This window comes from Kallipyga gabonensis (assembly GCF_001286805.1).
Classification (GTDB): Bacteria; Bacillota; Clostridia; order Tissierellales; family Peptoniphilaceae; genus Kallipyga; species Kallipyga gabonensis.
Genome location: NZ_CXYV01000002.1, coordinates 852,974 through 878,943, shown reverse-complemented (window position 1 = coordinate 878,943; position 25,970 = coordinate 852,974). Strand labels below are relative to the sequence as shown.

Below are 25,970 nucleotides of genomic sequence, written 5' to 3'. Positions count from 1 at the left end.
CAAGCAAGAATCTGTCGGCAATAAAATAAACTCATAAAGACCTCGTTTGTTCCTTGAGCTCCGTTCGGTTGATGATCGCTTTTGCCCACCGCCAAGCCAGATAAAAGAGACCCAGGCAAAAGAGATGAATGATGAAATTAAAAAGCCCCTCCCCTCCTTGTTCCAAAGCACTATAGCGAAGGGAAGCCAATAATACGAAAGGCATGATGAAAAGAATGACCAGTTCTCTTTTTGCTGCATAGAGTTTCGTTTCCCGATCCCGGTTGAGTTCTTGACGGTCAAAAAGAAGGCGATAAAAACTCTCAGTCAACTGGGCAAGATCACCACCCTGTCGTATTCCAAGGATGAAATGGCGGATAAAGTTTTCAACCAGAGGGGAGGAAAGCTCCTGGCTAAAATATTCCAAAGCTTCCTCCAAACTTTTTCCTTCCTCATACTTCCGAATAACAGCCAAAACTTCTTCGGTCACTTTCTCTTGACCATCTCTTTCTTGCATTGATTGATATTTACTATCTCCTTCTCTTTTTTCCCCCTTAAGAGCACGTCCTGCTCCGGCCCAGGACTCCAAAGGATTATAGCCGGCATCTAAATAGTTCATTAAACGCTCGAAAAAAGACAAGAGCGACTCTTCCATCGCTTTATTCCGATCTCTAACCTGCTTCTCCTTCCACCAGGCTTTTATCTGACGCAGCCCCAATAACATTCCCGGAAGAACAAACCACCAACGAGGATAGTAAATCCATGAGAATAGACCGGATAAACTGAGTGCGAATAGCTGATAAAATCTCGGAAGGGGATAATACTTCTGATCTCTTGTTTCTATTTTCACGGTCTCCTCCTATCCGAGAATAGGGGTAACTACCCCTTCCCGTAAAAACTTATCCTTTCTCATCAGATAAGTTCCGGTCCACTTTGCCGGACTGTCCATTGGATCTTTCCAGGACTTATGAAAAAGGCTGTGATAGACGAGATGGCCATTTTCAATAACCAGCTCTTTAATATCGACCAGCTTCCGGGAATGGTCCGGCATGCGAGAGAGGTGGACAAAGATTTCAATGGCCGCTCCAATCTGCTGGCGAATTGCCTGTAAAGGAAGTCCTTCGTGTCCCCCGATTACCATGGTTTCTAAGCGAAATTGCATATCCTCAATCGAGTTAGCATGACCGGTGGAAAGAGATCCGTCATGCCCGGTATTCATGGCTTGAAGCATATCTATTGCCTCCTTTCCACGAACCTCTCCGACAATAATTCTATCCGGCCTCATCCGAAGGGATGTCCGGATGAGATCTCGAATATCCACACCTCCTTGACCCTTTATACTCGGTGACCTGGCTTCAAGGGCGATCCAGTTTTTCCGGCTTCCAAAATTTAATTCTCTGGCATCTTCAATCGTTATTAATCGTTCCTCCACCGGAATCTGGCCGGCCAAGGCATTAAGAAGGGTTGTTTTACCCGATCCTGTTGATCCCGAAATAAAGATATTTGATTTTGCTTTTATACAAGCGGAGAGAAAGTCTGCCGCTTCCTGACTCAGGGTATGGTTGGTTACCAGGTCTTCCAAGCCATAATAGGAATCGGAAAATCGTCTTATCGTTAAAACCGGAGAATGGGCAGTAATGGGTTCTAACACCACATTAACTCTGGATCCGTCCTTCATCCGGCAATCGCAGATAGGTTTTCTTCGATTAACCTCTTTACCGCTATCACTAACTATTTTTTGTATCGTATCAAGTAATTTTTTCTTTGATGAAAAGATTCGTTCTCCCCTATATATTTGTCCATGCTTTTCATAAAATATTTCATCATAGGTGTTGACCATAATCTCCGTAATTTTTGGATTTTCCAAATAATAATCTAAAATCCCATACCCTCGGATATTGGCATAGGTCTGGTCAATCCAGAGAGCCTTTTCCTCCAAAGTTCCTTTAGAAAGAAAAGGGTGGGTCAATATTGCACGTTCCACCCGGTCTAATAAAAGCCCATCATCAATTTCAGTCAAATCTTCCTTAACCCTAAGGTTATTGATGACATCCTCTAAAGCCCGCCTTTCTTGATCATCTCCCATGGTGTTATCACACTCCTTTCGAACCGAGGGTGGACGACCCTCGGTTGTTGCCCGCACCCGGTTTGTCCTAACCTGCCACAACCCCTTGTGGCTTATTGATGTGTACATATGTTCAGCGGCTTCCAAGCAAAGAGATAGAATCAGTTCTCAATGGTAGTGGGGATTCTCAGTCAATACACATCGCTGGGCACTTTTAATGATAAGGAAATAAGGTCCCCTCCGTATCCCGGTTTCCGGGGTATATGTTCCATGAGAATCTCACTTCTGGAAATAAAAAAAGCCCCTTCATATTGAGGGGACTTGATCCATCGTTCATTATTCACTTATTTTGATTTAATATCCGGACTCATAAAATAATTGACCGGCAGGTCTAACTCTCGACATAATAGAAAGTACACTTCAGCAGCAAGTTTACTCTTTCCATTCAAAATTCGGCGGAGGGCTTGGATAGATATTCCTGTTTTTTCGGATAGAAATCGAATAGAAATACCATGTCCTTCGATGTATGATTTGATCCTGGGACCTACTACATTATTCATTGAACCCTCTCACTCCATTTATAATGTATTATTTTTATTAACTCTATTTAGAATAGAATATCAAAAGAATTTAAGCCTGACAAGCTTGTACAAACACTTCTTCATCACTTATAATGGGACAATAGCGGAGGTCCCTATGAAAGAAGATATTTACAATCTAAAGCTGGCTATTGGAAGAAAGCTTAAAGTCTTTCGCCATGCCCGATCTCTCACCCAAAATGAGCTGGCAGAAGCCATCAATGAAAAAATGGGAACGTCCTATTCCGGCAATGCGGTTTCCGCTTGGGAGATGGGGAAAAACTCCATGTCTATCGAGCTTCTTGTTGTCATTTCCTCCATTCTCAAAGTGGATATTCGATCCTTTGATACTGAAAGCTCTCTCAAAGACGGTGATCCCTTTGATCTTTTGGATCATTATGAGAATTTGACTCCCAAGGAAAGGGAAAATGTCCAAGCCTATATCCACTTCCTCCTCTGGAAAAGAAGCCGGGACAAGGATACCTATCACTCTTAGCTTGTTGTCCTTGTTCATCCTCTATCATAAGCATATTTTGTCCCTGATGTGTTCCATACTCGGGAAGCAGCATCCTTTTTTGCATAAAAAAAAACCGGTTTTGCACTGACCCCCAAAAGTTGGACCAAGAAATCCAACTTTTGAGGGTCAGTGCATTTTCTACCGGAGCTTTTTATTGATCATTAGCGAAGAGACCCCTCCAACTCTAAAAGGAATTTCTTTCGCTCCATTCCGCCTGCATAGCCTGTTAAGGACCCGTCAGCCCCAATAACCCGATGACAAGGAATAAAAATGGAGATAGGGTTTCTTGCCACAGCACCCCCCACCGCCCGAGGAGAGGTTGGTCGACCATAGGTCTGAATATAGAGCTGAGACAGTTGAGCGTAAGAAACCAACTTTCCATAGGGAATATCGACCAGGAGATTCCATACTTCTTCCTGAAAGTCAGTACCTTGGGGTTCAAAACGAACGCCTGTTTCCTTCAAAGCACTTAACTCTACGGGTTGCCCGGAAAAGTAGGTATCCAGCCAATGCCCAATCCAGTTGATTCCTTCACCGGTTAGAGGAATGGACAAGCTTCGACGGGGCGGATGGAAGCCTTTGTGGTCCTCCCAATAGAGAGAATACAGGATATTTCTGGACATTTCGATGTATAGACGACCAAGGATGGAATCGTAATGATACATAGTTTCTCCTAATAAAAAATGTGCCAAGTGCATTGAGCACTTGGCACATTTTTTTACAAAAGGTAATTACTTGATAATCTTGGTAACCACACCGGAAGCAACCGTATGACCACCTTCACGAACAGCGAAACGAAGACCTTCTTCGATAGCGATCGGAGCGATCAGTTTGATGTTCAGCTTAGCATGGTCGCCAGGCATAACCATTTCGGTTCCTTCAGGAAGTTCAATATCACCGGTAACGTCGGTAGTTCTGAAGAAGAACTGAGGACGGTAACCAGAGAAGAAGGGAGTGTGACGACCACCTTCATCCTTGGTCAGAACATAAACTTCACCTTCGAACTCAGTATGGGGATGGATAGAACCGGGAGCGGCAAGAACCTGACCACGCTCAACCTCATTGCGTTGAACACCGCGGAGGAGAGCACCGATGTTATCACCGGCAACGGATTGATCCAGGGACTTATGGAACATTTCAAGACCGGTAACGACAACTTCACGGGACTTGTCGGTCAGGCCGACGATTTCAACCGTGTCACCAACCTTGATCATACCACGCTCAACACGTCCGGTGGTAACTGTACCACGGCCGGAAATGGTCATAACGTCTTCGACAGGCATCAGGAAGGGCTTGTCGGTATCACGCTCAGGAGTGGGGATATATTCATCAACCTTTTCCATGAGTTCAACGATAGCATCTTCCCATTCGCCGCCTTCTTCCAGGCACTTGAGGGCGGAACCAACAACGATAGGTGTATTGTCGCCATCGAAGTCATACTCGGAGAGCATGTCGCGGACTTCCATCTCAACCAATTCGATCAGCTCTTCATCATCAACCTGGTCCTTCTTGTTCAGGAAGACGCAGATCTTAGGAACGCCAACCTGGCGAGCCAAGAGGATGTGCTCACGGGTCTGAGGCATGGGACCATCAGCAGCAGAAACGACCAGGATGGCGCCGTCCATCTGTGCAGCACCGGTGATCATGTTTTTAACATAGTCGGCGTGTCCGGGGCAGTCCATATGAGCATAGTGACGATTGGGGGTTTCATATTCAACAACAGAAGTGTTGATGGTGATTCCACGTTCTCTTTCTTCCGGAGCCTTATCGATGTTTTCATAGGCAACGGCTGCACCGGTTCCGAATCTTTCATTCATCACCTTGGTGATCGCTGCTGTCAAAGTGGTCTTACCATGGTCAACGTGACCGATGGTACCAATGTTTACGTGCGGTTTATTCCGTTCAAATTTTTCTTTAGCCATTGCTTCCTCCTAATTCATTGTGAAAAGTAACGCTCATGACGATTATACGATAAAACGTCGAAAACTTCCAAATTTTAAGTCATCGCTTCGTTCCGAGAAGCTTTACTTATTCTTCTTCTCCGAAACTTCCTCTGCAATGGATTCGGGCACCTTCTCATAGTGATCAAAGTTCATCGAGTAAGTGGCACGACCCTGAGTCTTGGACCGGAGGTCCGTTGCGTAGCCAAACATCTCTGAAAGAGGAATGTAGGCATCGACAACTTGAACACCCTCACGCGGTGTCATCTTTTCGATGGTACCACGGCGAGAAGAAACGTCGCCCATGACATCACCCAGGTACTCCTCAGGGGTTACGATCTCGACTTTTTGGAGAGGCTCCAAAAGGGTAGGCTTGGCCTTCTTCAAGGCATTCTGCATGGCGATGGAGCCGGCAATCTTAAAGGCAGCTTCCGAAGAGTCGACTTCATGGTAAGAACCGTCGTAAAGTTCGACATCCACGTCCAAAACAGGGAATCCTGCGATAGGACCGGTCTGACAGGCCTCTTCGATACCCTGGATAGTCGGATTGATGAATTCCTTGGGAATAACACCGCCGACGATCTTGTTGTGGACAACAATACCTGTTCCGGGTTCACCCGGCTTAATCCGAATGCTGGCATCACCATATTGACCATGACCACCGGACTGACGAACGAATTTCCCTTGAGCCTCGGACTCGGTCGAGATGGACTCGCGGTAAGAAACCTGCGGGTTACCGATGTTAGCCTCAACCTTAAACTCACGGAGAAGACGGTCAACGATGATTTCCAAATGTAGTTCGCCCATACCGGCAATGATGGTTTGCCCGGTTTCAGCATTGGTATAGGTCCGGAAAGTCGGATCTTCTTCTGCCAATTTCTGAAGAGCAATCCCCATCTTCTCCTGGGAGGCCTTGGTCTTGGGCTCAATAGCTACCGAGATAACCGGCTCGGGGAAGGTCATATTTTCAAGGATAATCTGGTCGTCCTGGTCGCATAAGGTATCACCTGTGGTGGTGCCTTTAAGACCAACAGCCGCAGCAATGTCTCCGGCCTGAACGACCTCTATTTCCTGTCTCTTGTTCGCATGCATCTGAAGGATACGGGAGACACGCTCTCTCGTGCCCTTGGTGGAATTGTAGACATAAGATCCGTTTTCCAGCTTTCCGGAGTAAACGCGGAAGTAGCAGAGCTTACCCACATAAGGATCGGTCACGATCTTGAAGGCAAGAGCGGAGAAAGGTCCGTTCTCATCGGCTTGTCTTTCCAAAGCCTCAGGATCTTCCTCATCCTCACTTCCGGGTGCAATTCCCTGAACCGGAGGAACATCCGAGGGGCTGGGCATGTAGTCTACAATAGCGTCAATTAAAAACTGTACGCCACGGTTTTTGTATGCGGATCCACAAAGAACAGGGAAAACCTTCCGGTCGATGGTGGCGGTCCGAAGGGCCGTCCGCATCATCTCAGGAGTGATTTCCTTATCTTCCAGGTAGGCCTCAGCAATATCATCGGAAACTTCGGACAGTTCTTCAATGAGTTCCATCCTCATTTCCTCAGCCTTATCCTGAAGGTCAGCCGGAATTTCTTCTTCGGTGATATTCTTTCCCAACTCGTCATGATAGATTTCCGCTTTCATGCTGAGCAGGTCGATAATTCCCTTAAATTCCGCTTCGGAACCGATGGGGCATTGAACAGGAACAGCGTTAGCACGGAGTTTTTCACGAATCGTATCAACGGCCATGAAAAAGTTGGCTCCTGTTGCATCCATCTTGTTAATGAAGCACATGCGAGGAACGCTGTACTTGTCCGCCTGACGCCAAACGGTCTCGGACTGAGGTTCAACGCCTGACTTGGCATCAAACAGAGCAACCGATCCATCGAGAACACGGAGGGAACGTTCAACTTCAACGGTGAAGTCCACGTGTCCCGGAGTGTCAATAATATTTATACGGTGGAGGCGATCATTTCTCTTCCAGAAGCAGGTTGTTGCCGCGGAAGTGATCGTAATTCCACGCTCCTGTTCCTGGGTCATCCAGTCCATCTGAGCAGCACCTTCGTGGGTATCCCCCATCTTGTGGATTTTCCCGGTGTAAAAGAGGATACGCTCAGTGACCGTCGTTTTACCGGCATCGATATGCGCCATAATTCCGATATTGCGGATGTCTTTTAATTCTGTATGCTTTTCTGCCACAGAAAGTCTCCTTCCAAATTAGTAACGGAAATGGGCAAAAGCCTTGTTGGCCTCGGCCATACGGTGCATTTCTTCTTTTCTTCTTACACTCGCGCCTGTGTTATTAAAGGCATCCATTAACTCGCTGCCCAGTCTTTCGACCATGGTCTTCTCGCTGCGGGCTCTGGAGAATGAAACGATCCAGCGCAAAGCAAGGGTTTGACGACGTTCGGGACGAACTTCCATAGGTACCTGGTAGGTCGCACCGCCGATACGGCGTCCTTTTACTTCCAACAATGGGGTGGTATTTTCTAAAGCTTTATGGAAAATCTCCAGTCCATCCTGTCCCACTTTTTCCTGGGCGTAGTCAAAAGCACCGTAAACGATCTTTTGAGCAAGGCCCTTTTTGCCGTCTAACATCACCTGGTTAATCAACTTGGATACGGCGATGTCATTAAATCTTGGGTCCGGCATAACCTTTCTCTTGGGGATATGTCCTTTTCTAGACACTTCGCTTCCCTCCTTACTCATCTAAAAGTAGATTATGGGTACTCAACGCAGAAAACCTCAGTCTTCTTACGCTGCTGTGCATGGACACCCCTTAAAATGGGGAAATCTGTATGCACAAACATCTTACATTAATTAATTGGCATCTTTCTTAGCACCGTACTTGGACCGGGCCTGTTTACGGCCTTGAACACCGGCGGTATCCATGGTTCCACGGATGATGTGGTAACGCACACCAGGAAGGTCCTTTACACGACCGCCGCGGATTAAGACCACGGAGTGTTCCTGCAAGTTATGACCGATGCCCGGAATGTAAGACAATACTTCCGCACCGTTGGTTAAACGGACACGAGCGACTTTTCGTAGAGCGGAGTTCGGCTTTTTCGGGGTAACGGTACGAACCGAAGTGCAGACACCACGCTTCTGAGGGGACTGAACCGGAGTGGCTCGATTCTTCAATGTGTTGAAGTTGTACCCTAAAGCCGGGGTGGATGACTTGGCTCGTTCGGTCTTTCTCCCTTTACGAATGAGCTGATTAATTGTCGGCATACTCTTCCTCCTTTTCTTTGATAGTATCCGGTCTGGACCGGAGCTCGCGGTTCTATTCAATAAATAGGGAGGAGACTGAGCAATCTCCTCCAAGATAACCTTATACAGTATACATAGGATTCCCTATTTCGTCAAGTTTTTGGCCTATTTCAGCCTTTTTTGCTCCCTTAAAAAGATCCTGGTATCCTCATAGCCCAAATCCATATTCCGTCGAGCATTTTCAGGAGAAAAAGCCAGGCTCTTCCCCAAACTTCGCGATGGATGGATAAGGGTAACCCGGTCCTTGTTTTCAATGTTTTTATAACGGAGTTTATCGGGATTCAGGCCAATCGCCACAACCTCATCGGCAAGATCCTCCACCATGGAAATCGGGAGCCGGTCATGGAAAGCCCCATCAAGATAGTAATCCCCCATAATCGGTTTCATTTCAAAAACCGGTAAATAACAGGAGGCCATGAGGAAATCATGCAGGCTGCCCTGAGGGATATCCTCTAAAAATAATTCCACTCCCTGCCTCTTGGTAACATTGAAGGTGACCAGGCCGAATTCCTTACTTGATTGACGCAGGACCTCCTCATCAATGAACTGACGAAAAAGCTCTTTCATCGGTTCTACCGGTAAGCCCCGGTGGTCCAAAAGAACCTTCACCAAATCGGCTCCGGCGGTAATCCTTTCATAGAAATCGTCCTCTTCATAGAGGCGGTTCAAGTCGTTCTGGTCCAAGCCAAAAATTTCTGACAGATCCAAAGAAAGCCAGAGCTTCTCACAAAGTTCCGCCTTATCTGAAGCAAACATAGCCCCATTTAAGGAACCGATAGATACGCCAATAAAGCAGTCAAATTCCAATCCGGCCTCTTGAAGAGCACGGTAGGCTCCTACTTGATAGGCCCCCTTTGCCCCGCCGCCTTCAAGAACCAAAGCTCGTTTACTTTTTCTTGCCATCAACTTCCCCCTTATGCCTTTGACCAAAATAAAAAGGGGAAAGACCGGTAGGCCCGTCCCCCTTTATCTCCTATTCAATAAAACTATTCAGCAAAAGAAGCTTCTTCCCTTTCTTCTTCCGTTTCCTCGGCAAGGTCAGCAGATTCCTCGTCGGAATCTTCATCCTCCAAAGAATCCGTTCCGGCATAGGACTCGCCCTCAGCCCGAAGGCCTTCAATCCTGGCCAGGTCCTCATCCATGCCCTCATAGTCTATCTCATTATTGGCGTAGAGCTTCATTCCGGTACCGGCAGGAATGAGCTTTCCGATAATGATATTTTCTTTGAGCCCTCGGAGGTAATCCACCTTGCCCTTGATGGAAGCATCGGTGAGTACCCGGGTGGTCTCCTGGAAGGAGGCGGCGGAGAGGAAGGATTCCGAGGCGATGGAGGCCTTGGTGATTCCGAGAAGCTGGTATTCGTAAACTACCTCTTCCTTCCCTTCTTCGTGTAGCTGACGGTTCTTAAGGGCAACCAAACGAGCATTCATGAGGGTGCCCGGGAGGAAACCGGAATCTCCGGCTTCCAGGATCCGAACTTTCTGCATCATCTGGTGGATGATGATTTCAATATGGCGGTCATCGATATCAACGCCCTGGAGACGGTAAACCTTCTGAACTTCGGAAGTGATGTAGTTCTGTACAGCTTCCGGTCCTAAAACTTCCAGAAGCTCAACCGGATTGATAGATCCGGCGGTCAGCCTTTGCCCCTTTGCTACATAGTCCCCTTCCTGGAGGTCAATCTTGGAATCATAGGGGATGGTGTAGGTTTCCTGGTGTCCCTCCTCGGAGGTGATGACAATATCCCGGCGTTTTTTGTTTTCCTTAAAGGAAACTACACCGGAAGTCCGGGCTATGGGAGCAAGACCCTTAGGCTTTCTTGCCTCGAAAAGTTCTTCAACACGAGGAAGACCGGAAGTAATCGCGGTTCCTGCAACACCACCGGAGTGGAAAGTCCGCATGGTCAGCTGGGTACCCGGTTCGCCAATGGACTCAGCAGCGATGATACCGACAGCTTCACCGATATTAACCGCTTTGCCTGTCGCCAGGTTTCGTCCGTAACACTTGGCACAGACCCCGTGAACAGTGTTACACTCGAGGATGGACCGGACCTTGACCTTCTCAATTCCAGCCTTGACAATCTCCTCGCTGATTCTCTCGGTAATGGTGTCATCCTTGCGGACAATCAGTTCACCCGTGTTGGGGTGGAGGATGTCTTCAAAGGAGGTCCGGCCGATAATCCGGTCAGAGAGGGACTCGATCAATTCATCCCCTTCCTTAATGTCGGAAACCTCAATATAGCGGTCAGTTCCGCAATCATCTTCCGTGACGATGACATCCTGAGAAACGTCCACCAAACGTCGGGTTAAATATCCCGAGTCAGCGGTACGGAGGGCAGTATCCGAAAGCCCCTTACGAGATCCATGAGTGGAAATAAAGAATTCCAAAACGGACAAGCCTTCACGGAAGTTGGCTCGAATGGGAATTTCAATGGTTTCCCCGGTTGCGGAGGACATCAGTCCACGCATACCGGCCAGCTGAGAAATCTGCTTGGAAGAACCACGTGCCCCGGAAAGGGCCATGGTCGCGATGGAATTGTCCTCACCCAGGTTGTTAAAGACTTCCTTTTCAATGTCATCCGTAGTCTTGTTCCAAATCTCCACGACAGCTTTTTTTCGCTCGGTTTCCGTCATCCGACCACGGCTGGCCAGGCGTTTGATCTTATCCACTTCCTCATCAGCTGCATTCAGAAGGTCAAACTTAACCTGGGGAATTTGGACATCGTTCATCGATACGGAAAGAGCGGCCAGGGTGGAGTATTTGTAACCCAGAGCTTTCATATCATCCAACATGCGGGCCGTCCGAATGTTGCCATGGATACGGAAGCAACGGTCAATGATTTGGGTTAATTGCTTCTTTGCCACCCGCCAATTGATCTCCAGGCTATAAGGGTCTTCTGACCGGTCCACAAAACCCAGGTCCTGAGGAATGGCATGGTTGAAGATGAAGTTGCCTACTGTTGAGTTGACCAACTTCCCGTGGTCTTCCGGCCCCTGAAAGAGACGAACACCTACGTTGGAGTGAACATCGATATAGCCATTAACCAAGGCCTGGACCATCTCATCGTAACCCTGGAAGTTCATGACCACCTGGTCGGAGACAGGGGGCTTGGTCAGGTAATAAACACCGAGGACCATGTCCTGGGTTGGGGTATTGATGGGCTTTCCATCCTTTGGGGCCAGGATGTTGTTGGTCGACATCATAAGGAGGCGGGCTTCGATCTGTGCTTCTGTGGACAGAGGAACATGGACCGCCATCTGGTCGCCGTCGAAGTCGGCATTGTAGGGGGTGCAAACCAAGGGGTGGAGCTGGATGGCCTTGCCTTCAACCAGGATAGGTTCAAAGGCCTGGATGCCCAGCCGGTGAAGGGTAGGAGCACGGTTGAGGAGAACGGGATGGTCTTTAATAACCTTCTCCAGGGGACCCCATACGCGTGGATCCTTTCTTTCCACCATTTTCTTGGCATTTTTAATATTGTTGGCCTGGTCCTGTGCGACCAGCTCTCTCATCACAAAAGGCTTAAAGAGTTCCAGTGCCATATCTTTAGGCAGCCCGCACTGGTAGAACTTGAGGTGGGGGCCGACGACGATAACCGACCGTCCGGAGTAATCCACCCGCTTACCTAAAAGATTCTGGCGGAAGCGGCCTGACTTCCCTTTCAGGAGGTCAGAGAGGGACTTTAGGGGTCGGTTGGAAGCTCCGGTTACCGGCTTTCCCCGACGTCCGTTGTCAATCAGGGCATCCACCGCTTCCTGTAGCATCCGCTTTTCATTTCGAACAATGATGTCCGGAGCCCCGATGTCCAGGAGTCTCTTCAACCGGTTGTTCCGGTTGATGACCCGGCGATAGAGGTCGTTTAGGTCGGACGTTGCAAAGCGTCCTCCTTCCAGCTGAACCATAGGGCGGAGGTCCGGCGGCATGACCGGAAGGACATCCAGGCACATCCACTCCGGCTTATTTCCGGAAAGAAGGAAGGCTTCCACCACCTCCATCCGGCGGAGGATTCGAACCTTCTTTTGACCGGAGGCATCCTCCAACTCCTCTTTAAGCCTCTTTTCCTCCTCTTCCAAGTCTAACTTGGCCAGGAGTTCCTTAACCGCTTCCGCACCCATGCCGGCCCGGAATCCATCACCGTACTTCTCCCGATACTCATGGTATTCCGTTTCACTGAGGAGTCGCTTCTCATAGAGGTCGCCCTCGGCAATACCCGGATCAATAACGATGTAATTGGCAAAATAGAGGACCAATTCCAGGGCCTTGGGTGACATATCCAGAAGGAGACCCATTCGAGAGGGAATCCCCTTAAAATACCAGATATGGGAAACCGGGCAGGCCAATTCAATATGACCCATCCTCTCCCGGCGAACCTTGGACTTCGTGACTTCAACCCCACACTTCTCGCAGACCACGCCCTTATAGCGGATCCGCTTATATTTTCCGCAGTTACATTCCCAGTCTTTAGTAGGACCGAAAATCTTTTCGCAAAAGAGACCGTCTTTTTCCGGCTTCAGGGTCCGGTAGTTGATTGTTTCCGGCTTCTTCACTTCTCCGTGGGACCAGGAACGAATTTTTTCCGGAGAAGCTATTTTTATTTGAATGGCATCAAAATTATTGGTTCTTTTCAAGATCGAACTCCTCTCCCGGACTATTCGTCCTCTTCATCTTCCACGGCACGGTTCAGTTCTTCTTCTTCCTCATCTTCTAACCGACTGTCTTCCAGGTCATCAAGGTCGTCCTCATCGACATCGATCAGGTCGTCCTCATCTTCCTCTTCATCCCCTTCGCTGGCATCACGGATAAAGCGGTCCGGCAGGTCCTCACTCTGTCTCTCATCGATTTCTTCAATCTGGGAGAAGCGGGTGAGGTCGTCCAAGTCGTCCTTCAATTGAACTTCTTCCCCATCCTCATCCAGAAGTTTGACGTTCAGTGACAGGGATTGGAGTTCCTTAATCAGAACCTTAAAAGATTCGGGAATGCCCGGCTCAGGAATATTCTCACCTTTAACGATGGCTTCATAGGTCCGGACACGGCCGGTCACATCATCCGATTTGACGGTGAGCATTTCCTGGAGGGTGTGGGAAGCACCATAAGCCTCCAGAGCCCATACTTCCATCTCCCCGAAACGCTGACCACCGAATTGGGCCTTACCGCCCAGAGGCTGTTGGGTAACCAGGGAGTAGGGGCCTGTGGACCGGGCATGGATTTTCTCTTCCACCATGTGGTGGAGCTTGAGCATATACATATAGCCTACGGTAACGGGCTGGGCAAACTCCTCCCCGGTCCGTCCATCGCGAAGCTGGATCTGACCGGAAATATCGTAACCCGCACTCTCAAGGGCTTCTTCGATTTCATAGTCCTGAGCACCGTCGAATACCGGGGTCGCCACCTTCCAGCCCAGCTTCTTAGCGGCCATACCCAGGTGAACTTCCAAAACCTGCCCCAGATTCATTCGGGAAGGAATACCTAAGGGGTTCAGGCAGATCTGAACAGGGGTTCCATCAGGAAGGAAGGGCATATCTTCCATGGGCAGGATTCGAGAGACGACACCCTTATTCCCGTGACGGCCACACATCTTATCCCCCACCATGATCTTTCGCTTGGAGGCGATGTAAACCCGAACCACTTCGTTGATGCCCGGGGCCAAATCGTCCCCATTTGCCCGCGAATAGGTCTTGATATCGACGACAATACCGAATTCTCCATGGGGCACCTTCAAAGAGGCATCCCGGACTTCCCTGGCCTTTTCTCCAAAGATGGCCCGGAGGAGACGTTCCTCCGGTGAAAGCTCGGTTTCTCCCTTAGGTGTCACCTTGCCGACCAAAATATCTCCGGCAAAAACTTCCGCTCCGATGCGGACAATCCCGTTTTCATCCAGGTTCTTCTTCATATCATCGCCTACATTGGGAATATCCCGGGTAATTTCCTCGGGTCCCAATTTAGTCTGACGGGCTTCGCAGGTATGCTCTTCAATGTGAACCGAGGTCAGGGTGTCGTCAATAACCAGGGATTCATTGATGAGCATAGCATCTTCATAGTTGTAGCCTTCCCATTCCATGAAGGCAATGAGGATATTCTTGCCTAAGGCAATTTCTCCCATATCCGTAGAGGGGCCATCAGCCAGGGTATCACCCTTTTTCACCTTTTCCCCTTCGCGAACGATAGGACGCTGGTTAAAACAGGTTCCTTGGTTTGCCCGACGGAATTTCAAGATCTTATAGTGGTGGACTTCCCCATCCTTGTCAGTGACATCGACATGGTCACTGTCAACAGAAGTGACCACCCCGTCTTCTTTCGCCAGAACCATGACACCTGAATCGCAGGCTGCCTTGTGCTCAATACCGGTACCAATAATTGGAGCCGTGGTCTTAATCAGGGGGACCGCCTGACGCTGCATGTTGGTTCCCATCAAAGCACGGGTAGCATCGTCATTTTCCAGGAAGGGGATCATGGCTGCCCCGACAGAAACAATCTGCTGAGGAGAAACGTCCATAAGGTCAACTTCATCGCGTGGGAAAATTCCGTTTTCCGCCCGGATACCCCGGCCGGAAACGCGTTCGTTGATAAAAAAGCCCTTGTCGTCCAGAGGTTCATTGGCCTGGGCTTTGATGTACTTATCTTCTTCATCGGCCGTCATGTAGATGATCTCATCGGTCACCTGACCGGTTCCTTTGATGACCTTTCGGTAGGGGGTCTCAATGAAGCCCAATTTATTGATCCGACCATAGGTAGTCAAGGAAGTGATTAAGCCGATGTTGGGACCTTCAGGGGTCTCAATGGGACAAATCCGGCCGTAATGAGAATCGTGGACGTCGCGGACTTCCGCTCCGGCACGGTCTCTGGAAAGTCCGCCCGGCCCCAGGGCTGAAAGACGACGCTTGTGAGTCAATTCCGACATGGGATTGGTCTGGTCCATGAACTGAGAAAGCTGGGAAGATCCGAAGAATTCCTTGATGGCTGCTGTTACCGGACGAACATTGAGGAGGGATTGGGGGGTGGCCAAGTCCTGGTCTCCGGTGGTCATCCGCTCGCGGACCACCCTCTCCATCCGGGAGAGACCGATCCGAAACTGGTTCTGAAGAAGTTCACCAACGCAGCGTACCCGGCGGTTGCCCAGGTGGTCGATGTCATCGGTGTCGCCGATCCCGTCATACAGGTTCAGCTGATAGGATAAGGTGGCTAGAATGTCCGCCGGAGTAATATGTCGGGGGCTAATCTCATCCATATGACGCTTAATATATTGAACCTTCCGCCGGCTTTCATCAAAGGCTCCATTTTCATTGGCTTCAAAGGCCTCCAAAGCAGCATCCATAGCGGGTTTATAAATCTTATCGGAGAATTTGAATTGATCCAGATCAACATCGGGGATCTGGTCCTGGAAAGTCCGGTAGTCCACAAAGTGAGACCCGACTACCCGAACCTGCTTTTCCATGGTCCGGTCGGGATAGACATCGACAATATTGATGCCGGCATTTTCGATGGCCATGGCTAAATCTTCATCCAGGAAGTCCCCTTCCTTGGCGATGATTTCTCCGTCCTCGGAGATGGCATCAGCAGCCAGAATCCGGTTATGGATCCGGTTGAATACGGTAAGCTTTTTATTGAATTTGTAACGACCGACGTGGGCCAGGTCATAACGCTTGGGATCGAAAAAGAGGTTGTGGATTAGAGGCTCTGCCGATTCGAGAGAAGCCATATCTCCGGGCTTAAGCTTACGGTAGATTTCCAATAAGGCTTCCTCCCGATTTTTGGAAACATCCTTCGCCAGGGTCTTGGCCAGGGCTTCACTCTCCCCTAAAACATCCACCATCTCCTGGTTGCTTTCAAAAAGGAGGGCACGGATTAGGGTGGTGGCAGGGAGCTTGCGAGTCCGGTCGATGCGGACATTGACCACACCGTTGGCATCATTGTCATATTCCAGCCAGGCACCCCGGTTAGGAATGACGGTGGAGGCGACTTCCAGGCTTCCCGACTTATCAAAAGAAGAGGTGTAATAGACACCGGGAGACCGGATGAGCTGAGAAACAATTGTCCGCTCGGCCCCATTAATAATGAAAGTCCCGGTCGGGGTCATCATGGGAATGTCGCCCAGGAAAACTTCCTGCTCCTTGACGTCCATGATCTCGCCCTCATCCATTTTGATTAAGCGGACCTTTACCCGAAGCTTTTTGGAGTAGTTGACATCCCGTTCCTTGGCTTCTTCCACGGAGTATTCCGACTCATCGTCAAAGGTATAATCGACAAATTCGAGGACCAAGCCGCCCGAATAGTCACGAATGGGAGAAATATCCGCCAAGACTTCACCCAGGCCTTCCTCCAAAAACCACTCAAAAGAGTTCTTCTGGATGTCCAGCAGGTTGGGAAATTCCAGCACGGAAGGAATGCGAGAAAAGGTCTCGCGTGCCGTCCGCCCATACATCTCTGTATGATTGTGCATTACCATAGCCACCCCTTACTTTTTTCAACAATTGTGAGAACCGGTCATTTCATCGTAAAGAATAAGAAAAAATCGGCATAAGTACCGATTTAACACTGTTGCAATATGTGAGTATAGCACGAAAAAAGGAACCTGGTCAAGACATAACCGGTCCAAAATAGGAGATATAGAGAAAAAACTCATTTATAGAAATGACTTGTTTATAGTATAGCCTATGGTACTGAAAAAATCAAGTAAAAAACGCCCGGACCCGTGGTTCGACAGATCCAGGCGTTTTCGCTTATTTTCAGAGAAAAAATTTAATCATCCACCTTTTTCAGGGTGAAATGAATGGTATGTCCGTTGAGGTCTTCTTCCTCCCCTTTTGTTCCCTTTTCATAAGTCAATGCCAGGGCAAGGACATTGCCGGCAATCATCTCCTGATTCTCCCGGATAGCATCCACCAGGGTTTCATCACCGTCATAGACAATCTCGATCCGGTCAGCCACATCGAAGTCCTTCTTTTTCCGGGCTTGTTGGATCCGGGAAATGAACTCGCGGGCAAATCCTTCTCGGATAAGGTTAGGATTGAGTTCCGTCTCCAAAACTACGGAGACATTCCCATCCATGGCCACGTCGTAGCCTTCCTTGGCATGGAAATCAGCAAGAACGTAATCTTTAGGGATGGAGACTTCTTCACCGCCCAGTTCCATGGTCACAAGGCCGTCTTGAATTTTTTCCAGGAACTGGTGGGCATCCACTTCCTTGAGTTTCCGGGCAAATTCCTTGATCTTTCCGCCCAGGATAGACCCCGCCAATTTATAGTTGGGTTTTAAGGCAATATTGGCATAATCCGCCAGGGCATCGGAAAAGACAACTTCCTTGACATTCAGTTCCTCTTTGATCAAGTCAACTAAGTCAGCAATCTGATCCCGGTATTTCTTGTCCACCATAATCTCTTGGAGGGGTTGGCGGACCTTGATCTGGGCATCCTCACGGGAGGCCCGGCCCAGGTTGACGATCTTGCGGACCAGGTCCATCTTCTCTTCCAGGGCCTTATCGATGATTTCCTCATGGGCCTCCGGCAGGTATTCCAGATGGACGGAGTCCATGGCCTCCCCATGGGTCAGGGCCAGGTAAACCTGGTCAGCCAGGAAGGGGGTGATGGGGGCGATGAGCTTGGACAGGCCCAGGACCACTTCGTAGGTGGTCAGGAAGCAGGATTTGACGTAGTCACTATCTTCAGAGGACCAGAAGCGGGACCGGTTCCGACGGATATACCAGTTGGACAGGTCTTCCACAACGAAGTCCGATAGGGCATGGACCACCTTGGTATATTCGAAGATTTCCATCTCCTCCCGGTAGGTCTTGTAGAGGGACTGGAAGCGAGAGAGGAGCCAGCGGTCAATTTCCGGCCGTTCCTCCACCGGGACGGAAAAGGAAGCCGCCTCCCAACCATTGGTGTTGGCATAAAGGGCGAACATCTGGTAGACGTTCTTCAAGGTCCGGAAGAACTTGGCGTTGACCTCTTTTACCCCTTCTACATCGAAGCGGGTGGGTACCCAGGGTGGAGAGACGAAGAGGGAGTAGAAGCGGATGGCATCCGCTGAATACTTATCGAAGAGATCGAAAGGATCCAGAGTATTGCCCTTGGACTTGGACATCTTGGCTCCGTTCTTGTCCAAGACCAGGTCATTGACCAAGACGTTTTTATAGGGGGCAAGGCCCTTATAAAGGATAGAAATGGCCATGAGGGAATAAAACCATCCACGGGTCTGGTCGATGCCTTCAGAGATAAAATCAGCCGGGAAGAATTCCTTCTCCAGGTCATCCTTGTGTTCGAAGGGATAGTGGAGCTGGGCAAAGGGCATGGCCCCGGAGTCGAACCAGACATCGATAACGTCAGGCTCGCGAGACATGGTCCCTCCGCATTCGGGGCACTTGATGTGGACGTTATCCACATAGGGGCGGTGAAGATCGATGGATTCATCGATTTCTTCAATGGCCTCTTCCGCCAGCTGTTTGCGAGACCCTACGGAGTGGACATGGCCACAATCCGGACAAACCCAGAGGTTAAGGGGAGTTCCCCAATACCGGGTACGGGAAATTGCCCAGTCTTTGAGATTTTCCAGCCAATTGCCGAATCGCTTTTCACCCACGTGGTCGGGGAACCAATTGACCTTTTTATTCGCCTCCACCATCTCCTGGGCATGAGAGGAAACATCAATATACCAGGAGGGCTTGGCGTAATAAATCAGGGGAGTGTGGCAGCGCCAGCAGTGGGGATAGTTATGGGTGATCTTTTGGGTCCCGTAGCAAAGGCCATTGTCCCTGAGGTATTGAATGACCTGGGGATCTGCATCCATGACAAAAGTTCCCTTATAGGGGCCTTCCAGGAAGGTCCCGTCATCCCCCACCGGGTTGACCAGGGCCAGGTCATAGCGGCGGCCGGTCTGGTAGTCGTCCTCACCGAAGGCAGGAGCCGTATGAACAACGCCGGTTCCGTCTTCCATGGTGACATAGTCAGCACAGGTGACGAAAAAAGCCTTCCCTTTGACGTCAACAAAAGGAAGGAGCTGGTCGTATTCCATATACTCCAGGTCCTTACCCTTCATGGTCTCCAAGACTTCGATCTCACCGTATTGATCACGGAGGGCCTGGCCCATGAGGGCTTTGGCTAAGATGAGTTTCACATCCCCCTGTTTGACCTTGACATAGTCAGCATCAGGATGGACCGTCAAGGCCACGTTGGAGAGAAGAGTCCAGGGCGTAGTCGTCCAAGCCAGGAAATATTCTTTTTCTTTTCCTTTGATGGGGAACATGGGATAGACGGTCATGACGTCGTCTTCCTCATAGCCCTGGGCAACTTCATGAGAGGCCAGACCTGTCCCACAGCGTGAGCAGTAAGGGAGGATTTTTGCCCCCTTATAGATCAGACCCTTCCGGTAGAAATCGTCCAAAAGATGCCAAACCGTCTCCACATAGTCATTATCCAGGGTAATGTAAGGATTATCCATATCGGCCAGGAAGGCCATCCGGTGGGACATATCCATCCAAAGATCACGGTATTCGAAGACCGACTCCCGGCACTTCTCATTGAACTTCTCTACACCATAGGCTTCAATATCCTGCTTGTCGTGGAAACCCAGTTTCTTCTCCACCTCAATTTCCACCGGAAGTCCATGGGTATCCCAACCGGCCTTGCGGCGAACCCGGTAGCCCTGCATAGTCTTATAGCGGCAAGTCATATCCTTAAGTGTCCGGGCGATCACATGGTGAACTCCCGGTTTCCCGTTTGCCGTTGGCGGGCCATCATAGAAAACGTAATTCGGCTTGCCTTCTCTTTCTTTAATCGACCGGTCAAGAAGATCCATTTTTTCCCATCGATCGATTAAATCAAGCTCGCCCTGTCGTGCGTCTTTCGGCAGTTCTTTATACGTCAAGCCTTGCTCCTTTCTGATTGGTTCAATGGTCACGGCAACCACTTGCCGCTAGAGGCTAAGCGCTTGACCTTTCCCCTGAACCCTGATTGAGGACCAATCATTTTTCTTTATAATTTTACAACTGTATATAATAATAGCACTTTTTCCCCTGTCGTCCAGGTTCTTTCCCCTTCTTCAGAGGAAGGAAAAGTCAGATTTTATCCTCTGCCTCTTTTACAATAGCTCGGAAAACCGTATGGGCAGAAGCCCAGGCCCAGTGAAGATTGTACCCCCCACATTCCCCCTGGACATCCAAAACTTCACCCATAAAATAAAGTCCTTTTGACAGCATTGATTCCAAGTTCCAGGGGTCCACCTGGTCCATAGCTAAGCCCCCGCAGGTTACCTGACCGTGGTCCTTCTTCCGCGATCCCTTGATATGGAAAGTCAGGCTCTTACAAAAAGAAAGCCAATTTTCATAATGAGAGAAGGGATAAGAGGAAAAACGATCTTCCGGCCGAATGCCTATTTCCTCCAATCCGGCACGGAGAATTTTACGGGGAAGGAAGCCGGCCAAAGCCTCCTCCACCCTCCACTCTTTTCTCTGGCTGAATATGGTAATAAGGGCATTCTTTCCTTCTTCCGGTGCGAGATGAGGAAGAAGGTCAACCGTCACTTCAGGCATCTTTCCGCCGGCAGCCATAGCCATAAGGTCATTGGACAGGCGGAAGACACCCATGCCGGAAATTCCATAGTCAGTAAATAGGAGGTCACCTGATCGAGCTTTCACTTCTCCTCCCTCATTGATCATCCGGAGGTCTGCCTCCAGCTTATCTCCGGAGGCTTTTTTACAGAGAGTCGATTCCTGAACTGCCAAACTGCAGATAGCAGGATAAATGGGGGTCAGGCGATGGCCCAAACCCTTAACCAGGGAGTAACCCCGGGACCACTCCTTCTTGCCGATCCCATAGGCACCGCCGGTTGCTAAAACTACGGTCTGATAAGGCCCCCAGTCCCTTCCTTCCCTGTCTCGAACCCGATAGTTTCCAACTTCTTTTTCGATAGACCGGATTTCACAGGAAAGATGGACCCCAACGCCTCCATATTTAATCCAGGCCTTGAGAAGACTAACCGGGGTTTCCGCCTTCATGGTGGCAGGATAGGCCATGCCGGAATCCAAAACTTTCGAAGGCATGCCCAAGCTTTGGAAAAAAGCGACAGCTTCTTCAAAACCGAATTCTTCCAGGACCTGACTAATGTCTTCCCGACTCTTCCCCGTATAATGATTCGGAGAAATGTCCCGGTTGGTAAAATTACAGCGTCCATTGCCTGTTGCCAGAAGCTTCCGGAGAATATCCTCTCCTTGCTCAAAAATTTCCACATCGAGTGGAAGGTCTTGCCCTTTTCTATTCGCTAAAAGACCGGCCAGGCAGACACCGGAAGCTCCCCCGCCGATAATGGCCACCCGATAAGGCCGGCCCTGATGATCTAACAAGATTTCCCTTCACTTTCCAAGGAAGCAAAAAACCGGCAGTGGTCTTTCAAAAAACAGATTTCACAGCGGGGGGACCGGGCTGAGCAAATGTCCCTCCCGTGTTGGATGATGGAAAGGTGAAAATAGTTCCAATATTCCGGCTCCAATAGTTTTCTCAAATCCTGTTCACATTCTTCCGGGTTCTCGGATCGGGAGAGGCCAAGTCGATTGGAAACCCTGAAAACGTGAGTATCCACCGGCATGGAAGGCTGACCGAAGGAGTTGGCCAGGACCACGTTGGCCGTCTTCCTTCCCACCCCGGGAAGGGTCATCAGTTCCTCCATGGTATTCGGAACCTTTCCCCCGAATTCCTCGACCAGCTTTTGGGAGGTCCGAATTATATTTCTGGCCTTTGTTCTGAAAAAACCGATGGACCGGATATAGTCCATGACCTCCTCTTCATCGGCCCGACTCAGAGCAAGGGGATCCGGGTAGGCTGCGAATAAAGCAGGGGTCACCTTATTTACCTGGCGGTCCGTAGTTTGAGCCGATAAAATAGTTGCTACCAAAGATTCAAAGGGATTTCTTGCCATTAAAAAAGGCTGTAAACCGGGATAATTTTCTTTTAAGCCGAAAGCAATTTCATGGGCTTCCTCGCGGGTCATGGGATGCATGGTTGGACTCCTTCTCTAAAGACTTGGGTCATGATCTATTCATTCCGTGATTCTTCTATTATAATGGAGATCGAATCGATACCCAAATCCTTTGATACGGAAAGGACGCCTATGTTTAACCGAAATAAGAAGCGGTTCGCCCAGTTTGACTGGGTTTTATTTATTGTGACTGCCCTCTTGTGCGTCATGGGTCTGGTTGCCGTGAGGTCCGCCACCTACTCGGATAATCCCTCCATGGCTCCCCTGGTCACCCAGATCATCGCCACCATCCTGGGCTTTATAGCGATTGCTATTCTCCAATGGGTGGATATTGATTACTTGCGTAAACTGGCCATCCCCATCTACCTGATTATTTTACTCCTCCTCATTGCCACCCGACTCTTCGGTTTTGGCATGGACCAGTGGGGAGCGGACTCCTGGCTCAAACTTGGCCCGGTGATCTTCCAGCCATCGGAATTCTCCAAGCTGGGTATCATTGTTTTTCTTGCCTGGCTCCTCGAACGCTATAAATCCAAGATCAACAAACCGACCACTATCATTCTTATTGCCCTCACCATGGCCATTCCTGTCTTTCTCATCCTCAAGCAGCCCGACTTGGGAACAGCCGCTGTGATCATCTTCTTTGTTGCGGTTATGATCTTCTATGCCGACATCCATTGGGGTTATATCCTGGCCGCTTTTGTTTTGGCCCTCGTCGCCATCCCCATCCTCTATGCTTCTCTGAGCGGGACCCAGCAGGACCGAATTTTGAACTTCCTTGATCCCTTCCGGGACCCCCGGGGATCGAACTATCAGATTCTTCAGGGGATCGTGGCCATCGGATCGGGTCAGCTGTCGGGTCGCGGATACCTCCAGGGCACCCAAACCCACTTCGGCTTTATTCCTGAGCAAGACACCGACTATATTTTCTCGGTTATTGCGGAAGAATTCGGCTTTATCGGAGGGATCTTCCTCATTGCCTGCTACTTCATCCTCCTCTTCCGCATGATTATGATTGCCCGCCGGGCAAAAGACCCCTTTGAGGGGCTCCTGGTCATTGGAATTGCTGCCATGATTTTCATCCATGTTTTTGAAAACATCGGCATGACCATCGGTCTAATGCCTGTTACCGGAATCCCCCTTCCCCTAATCTCAAATGGAGGAACCTTCCAGCTCCTTACTTTAGCCTCAATCGGGATTATCCTCTCCATTTCCACTCAGCGTCGCCCTCTGGACTTCTCCGGAGCTGACGGTTCCCTATAAAGAGAAGATAAAATAGAATCCAATGAACGCCCAGCCTGCCCAGGTCCTTTCGGACCTGGGTTTCTTTGGTAACCACCTCAAATTCCCTTTCTCCTTTTCCCTCTCCTCTTTCCTCAAAGCAGATGTCTCCCAGGGATGACGTTCGATAATAGGGGATTTGGGTTTGGTGGAGTCGGTCCAAGACCTCCTGATGGGGGTGTCCATAACTATTGTTTCGGCCTGAAGAGAGGATGGCTGCCCTTGGTCTGATATTCTCCAAAAAATTCAAGGAAGATCCTTTCCGAGAGCCATGGTGGGCAACCTTAAGAAGGTCCACCTCACCCTTAAGTCCGGCTTCCTCTTCCGGGGTCAAATCTTCCTCCCGATCTCCCATAAGGAGGACCCGAGGGCCAAAGTCCAGGAGAAGAACAGCTGAATCCCGGTTAGGGGACTTGCTGTCAAAAATCCCTTCCCGGATTACCCGGATACGGATTTCTCCTCCGCAGTCGGACCAGGTATAGGTCCGTCCCCTCTCCAATGGAATGAGAGGGATGGCCCCTGTTCCCTCCTTTTCCCTAAACGACGAAGGCAAGAGATCACGTGCAGAAGAACCATCTGACAGGGGAGAAAGAAAAATCCTTTTTACGGGAAGAGAACTGACCAGCCCTTCCAGGTTTCCTATATGGTCATAATCCCTATGGGAGAGAAAGATCCCTTCCAGGCTATCCACCCCCTTTGACTTAAGCTTATCCACGAAAAGCAAGGCTTCCTCATTTTTCATGGTTTGAAAATTGATCTTTCCTCCACAATCGAAGAGAAAATTACCTGCTTGAGATTGGAGGAGGAAACTATCCCCCTGACCCACATCCAGAGCTGTCAAACGATCAGCTTTGGGAGACAAATTCAAAGAAAAAACAATAACGAAGAAGAAATAAAGAAAGTCCATGACTTCCTCTTCCAGTCTCTTTCTCTCCCAAAAATTCAGTCGATGACTAAGACGGCTCCATGCTTTCCACCAGCCCAGACGACCAAAAATAAGAAATAGCAAAGCCAGAAAATAGCATGCTGAAAAAGGGGACACTAGCTTTATAGGGGTCCGGAGGAAATCCAGAGCATCCAGGCCGTAAATGAGAGCGGAGAAAATTTCATAGGCTAACCGGTATAGTCCTGCTATTATGTCTCCCAAAAGAGGAAGGTGAACGACCAGATAAGCCGTCAAACCCAGGGCAAAAAGCTTACCGAAAAAGGGGATGGCCAGTGGGTTAGCCAGAAGGATAACCGGTGAAAAGGTCTTGGTGACAGTGGTCAGGAAGGGAATAGTAAAAAGGTTGATCCAAAAGCTAGTCCGAACATCCTTGAGGAAGCTTCCCTTTAAGGGGTGGAGTTTGCCTATTTCTCCGACCAAATGAATAGCTAAGACACAGGCAAAAGAAAGAAGAAGGCCCAAGTCATAGGCAGCATAGGGACGGAAGGTGAGATAAAGGGTCAGGGAAAGAAGAAAGGTGGATATGAAATTGAGCTTGCCCTTATTAAGAGTAGCCTCCTCCTGAAAGAAAAGGAAAAGACCCGCCCGCACAATTGAGGCTGGAAAAGAGAGGAGGCCAGCGTAGGCGATTAAGAGGGGAAATAGAATCCTATCCGCCATCTTTCTTCTTAAACCCAATCCGGCCAAAACTTGAAGTCCCCAGTTGAAGAGCAGGTTAACATGGAGTCCTGAGGCCGCCAGGAGGTGGGCTAATCCCAAGTTCTTCATCGGATCCTTGAGTTCAAATCCAAGATGATCAGACCGACCTAGAAAAATCCGTCGGAAAAAGGATCCGGCCTGGCCTCCCAGGTCATCCGTCCGTTTTAGGAAATAATATTTTATTTTATTTCCAAGGATTTGTAGGCTGTTGGGCCGGTTTCGAACAATACGACGGGTCAAACGGACCTGACCGGATATTCCCTTGCTTTCCAGCCAGGACTCCTGGTTAAATTCTCCCCGATATGGGGACTTGTCCAAGGGAAGATAAAAAGCCCAAGCCTCTTCCCTCTGTCCCACCTGGAGGATGGCCTCCATTTCGCTGACCGGAGAAGCGGAAATAAAAGTCTTCCCCACAAAAGGTCCGCTATCCGCTCGAAGAAGGCCAAAATCCCCTTTCCGTCCCGCGATTGATCCCTTCCATCTAAAACTGATGATTCCGGACTGTCGGGGAAACTGCTCTTCATCCAGATGAATTCGATGTAGATTGACATTAGCCTGCCCCAGGAATAATCCCAGGGCAAGGGCTAGGATCCATCCTTGCTTCTTTTTGTCAATAAGATGCTTATTTTCTGCATTCTCATCTTCCTGATCCATAGCACAAAGAAGAAAGAAAAGGCCCAAGAGAAAGAACATGCTTGTTTTTATCAGGGAATCCAGGCCTAATGGAAGAAAGTAATAG

The 25,970-nt window shown here is 49.3% G+C and carries 17 protein-coding genes; 2 read left to right on the top strand and 15 right to left on the bottom strand.

Annotated features, from left to right (window positions below):
* Nucleotides 1–31: 31 nt before the first annotated feature.
* The 3 genes from BN2373_RS05455 to BN2373_RS08100 all read right to left on the bottom strand — a co-directional run bounded on the left by BN2373_RS05455 (nucleotide 32) and on the right by BN2373_RS08100 (nucleotide 2,604).
* Nucleotides 32–829: a type II secretion system F family protein gene (locus BN2373_RS05455; RefSeq protein WP_154826137.1), complete on the bottom strand. Its 798-nt coding sequence runs from the start codon at nucleotides 827–829 to the stop codon at nucleotides 32–34.
* A gap of 9 nt (nucleotides 830–838) precedes the next feature.
* The gene (locus BN2373_RS05450; protein WP_053943094.1) at nucleotides 839–2,065 is read right to left on the bottom strand and encodes a TadA family conjugal transfer-associated ATPase; all 1,227 of its coding nucleotides are present in this window, start codon (nucleotides 2,063–2,065) and stop codon (nucleotides 839–841) included.
* Nucleotides 2,066–2,388: 323 nt separating this feature from the next.
* Nucleotides 2,389–2,604 carry a helix-turn-helix domain-containing protein gene (locus tag BN2373_RS08100; RefSeq protein WP_074017968.1) on the bottom strand — a complete coding sequence of 72 codons (216 nt, stop codon included), beginning with the start codon at nucleotides 2,602–2,604 and terminating at the stop codon, nucleotides 2,389–2,391.
* 136 nt (nucleotides 2,605–2,740) lie between these two features.
* Between BN2373_RS08100 and BN2373_RS05445 the strand changes: the two genes are divergently transcribed.
* Nucleotides 2,741–3,118, top strand: a complete 378-nt coding sequence (locus tag BN2373_RS05445; protein WP_053943093.1) for a helix-turn-helix domain-containing protein — start codon at nucleotides 2,741–2,743, stop codon at nucleotides 3,116–3,118.
* A gap of 182 nt (nucleotides 3,119–3,300) precedes the next feature.
* On the opposite strand, the gene BN2373_RS05440 is transcribed toward BN2373_RS05445, so the two are convergent.
* The 11 genes from BN2373_RS05440 to nth form a co-directional block, all read right to left on the bottom strand.
* Nucleotides 3,301–3,804, bottom strand: coding sequence for a methylated-DNA--[protein]-cysteine S-methyltransferase (locus tag BN2373_RS05440; protein ID WP_053943092.1), 504 nt, complete (start codon nucleotides 3,802–3,804; stop codon nucleotides 3,301–3,303).
* Nucleotides 3,805–3,870: 66 nt separating this feature from the next.
* Nucleotides 3,871–5,061, bottom strand: a complete 1,191-nt coding sequence (gene tuf / locus BN2373_RS05435) for an elongation factor Tu (protein ID WP_053943091.1) — start codon at nucleotides 5,059–5,061, stop codon at nucleotides 3,871–3,873.
* A 102-nt stretch (nucleotides 5,062–5,163) separates the two neighbouring features.
* On the bottom strand, nucleotides 5,164–7,269 hold the full coding sequence (gene fusA, locus BN2373_RS05430) for an elongation factor G (RefSeq protein WP_274380703.1): 2,106 nt from the start codon (nucleotides 7,267–7,269) through the stop codon (nucleotides 5,164–5,166).
* Nucleotides 7,270–7,287: 18 nt separating this feature from the next.
* The gene (gene rpsG / locus BN2373_RS05425; RefSeq protein WP_053943090.1) at nucleotides 7,288–7,758 is read right to left on the bottom strand and encodes a 30S ribosomal protein S7; all 471 of its coding nucleotides are present in this window, start codon (nucleotides 7,756–7,758) and stop codon (nucleotides 7,288–7,290) included.
* Nucleotides 7,759–7,890: 132 nt separating this feature from the next.
* Nucleotides 7,891–8,304 (bottom strand): 30S ribosomal protein S12, encoded by a 414-nt coding sequence (gene rpsL, locus BN2373_RS05420; RefSeq protein ID WP_019134107.1) that lies wholly within the window; start codon nucleotides 8,302–8,304, stop codon nucleotides 7,891–7,893.
* 144 nt (nucleotides 8,305–8,448) lie between these two features.
* Complete coding sequence (locus tag BN2373_RS05415) at nucleotides 8,449–9,246, bottom strand: patatin-like phospholipase family protein (protein WP_053943089.1); 798 nt, start codon at nucleotides 9,244–9,246, stop codon at nucleotides 8,449–8,451.
* Nucleotides 9,247–9,329: 83 nt separating this feature from the next.
* On the bottom strand, nucleotides 9,330–12,968 hold the full coding sequence (rpoC, locus tag BN2373_RS05410) for a DNA-directed RNA polymerase subunit beta' (RefSeq protein WP_053943088.1): 3,639 nt from the start codon (nucleotides 12,966–12,968) through the stop codon (nucleotides 9,330–9,332).
* Between the two features lie 20 nt (nucleotides 12,969–12,988).
* Complete coding sequence (rpoB, locus tag BN2373_RS05405; RefSeq protein WP_053943087.1) at nucleotides 12,989–16,777, bottom strand: DNA-directed RNA polymerase subunit beta; 3,789 nt, start codon at nucleotides 16,775–16,777, stop codon at nucleotides 12,989–12,991.
* A 299-nt stretch (nucleotides 16,778–17,076) separates the two neighbouring features.
* The gene (gene ileS, locus BN2373_RS05400; protein WP_053943523.1) at nucleotides 17,077–20,199 is read right to left on the bottom strand and encodes an isoleucine--tRNA ligase; all 3,123 of its coding nucleotides are present in this window, start codon (nucleotides 20,197–20,199) and stop codon (nucleotides 17,077–17,079) included.
* A gap of 190 nt (nucleotides 20,200–20,389) precedes the next feature.
* The gene (locus BN2373_RS05395; RefSeq protein WP_053943086.1) at nucleotides 20,390–21,673 is read right to left on the bottom strand and encodes an aminoacetone oxidase family FAD-binding enzyme; all 1,284 of its coding nucleotides are present in this window, start codon (nucleotides 21,671–21,673) and stop codon (nucleotides 20,390–20,392) included.
* Complete coding sequence (nth, locus tag BN2373_RS05390) at nucleotides 21,667–22,326, bottom strand: endonuclease III (protein WP_074017967.1); 660 nt, start codon at nucleotides 22,324–22,326, stop codon at nucleotides 21,667–21,669. Before nth ends, BN2373_RS05395 begins: the two co-directional genes overlap by 7 nt.
* A 111-nt stretch (nucleotides 22,327–22,437) precedes the next feature.
* Between nth and rodA the strand changes: the two genes are divergently transcribed.
* The gene (rodA, locus tag BN2373_RS05385; protein WP_053943085.1) at nucleotides 22,438–23,568 is read left to right on the top strand and encodes a rod shape-determining protein RodA; all 1,131 of its coding nucleotides are present in this window, start codon (nucleotides 22,438–22,440) and stop codon (nucleotides 23,566–23,568) included.
* On the opposite strand, the gene BN2373_RS05380 is transcribed toward rodA, so the two are convergent.
* Complete coding sequence (locus tag BN2373_RS05380) at nucleotides 23,504–25,924, bottom strand: ComEC/Rec2 family competence protein (protein WP_053943084.1); 2,421 nt, start codon at nucleotides 25,922–25,924, stop codon at nucleotides 23,504–23,506. The two genes, rodA and BN2373_RS05380, sit on opposite strands and share 65 nt — an antisense overlap.
* Nucleotides 25,925–25,970 lie beyond the last annotated feature (46 nt).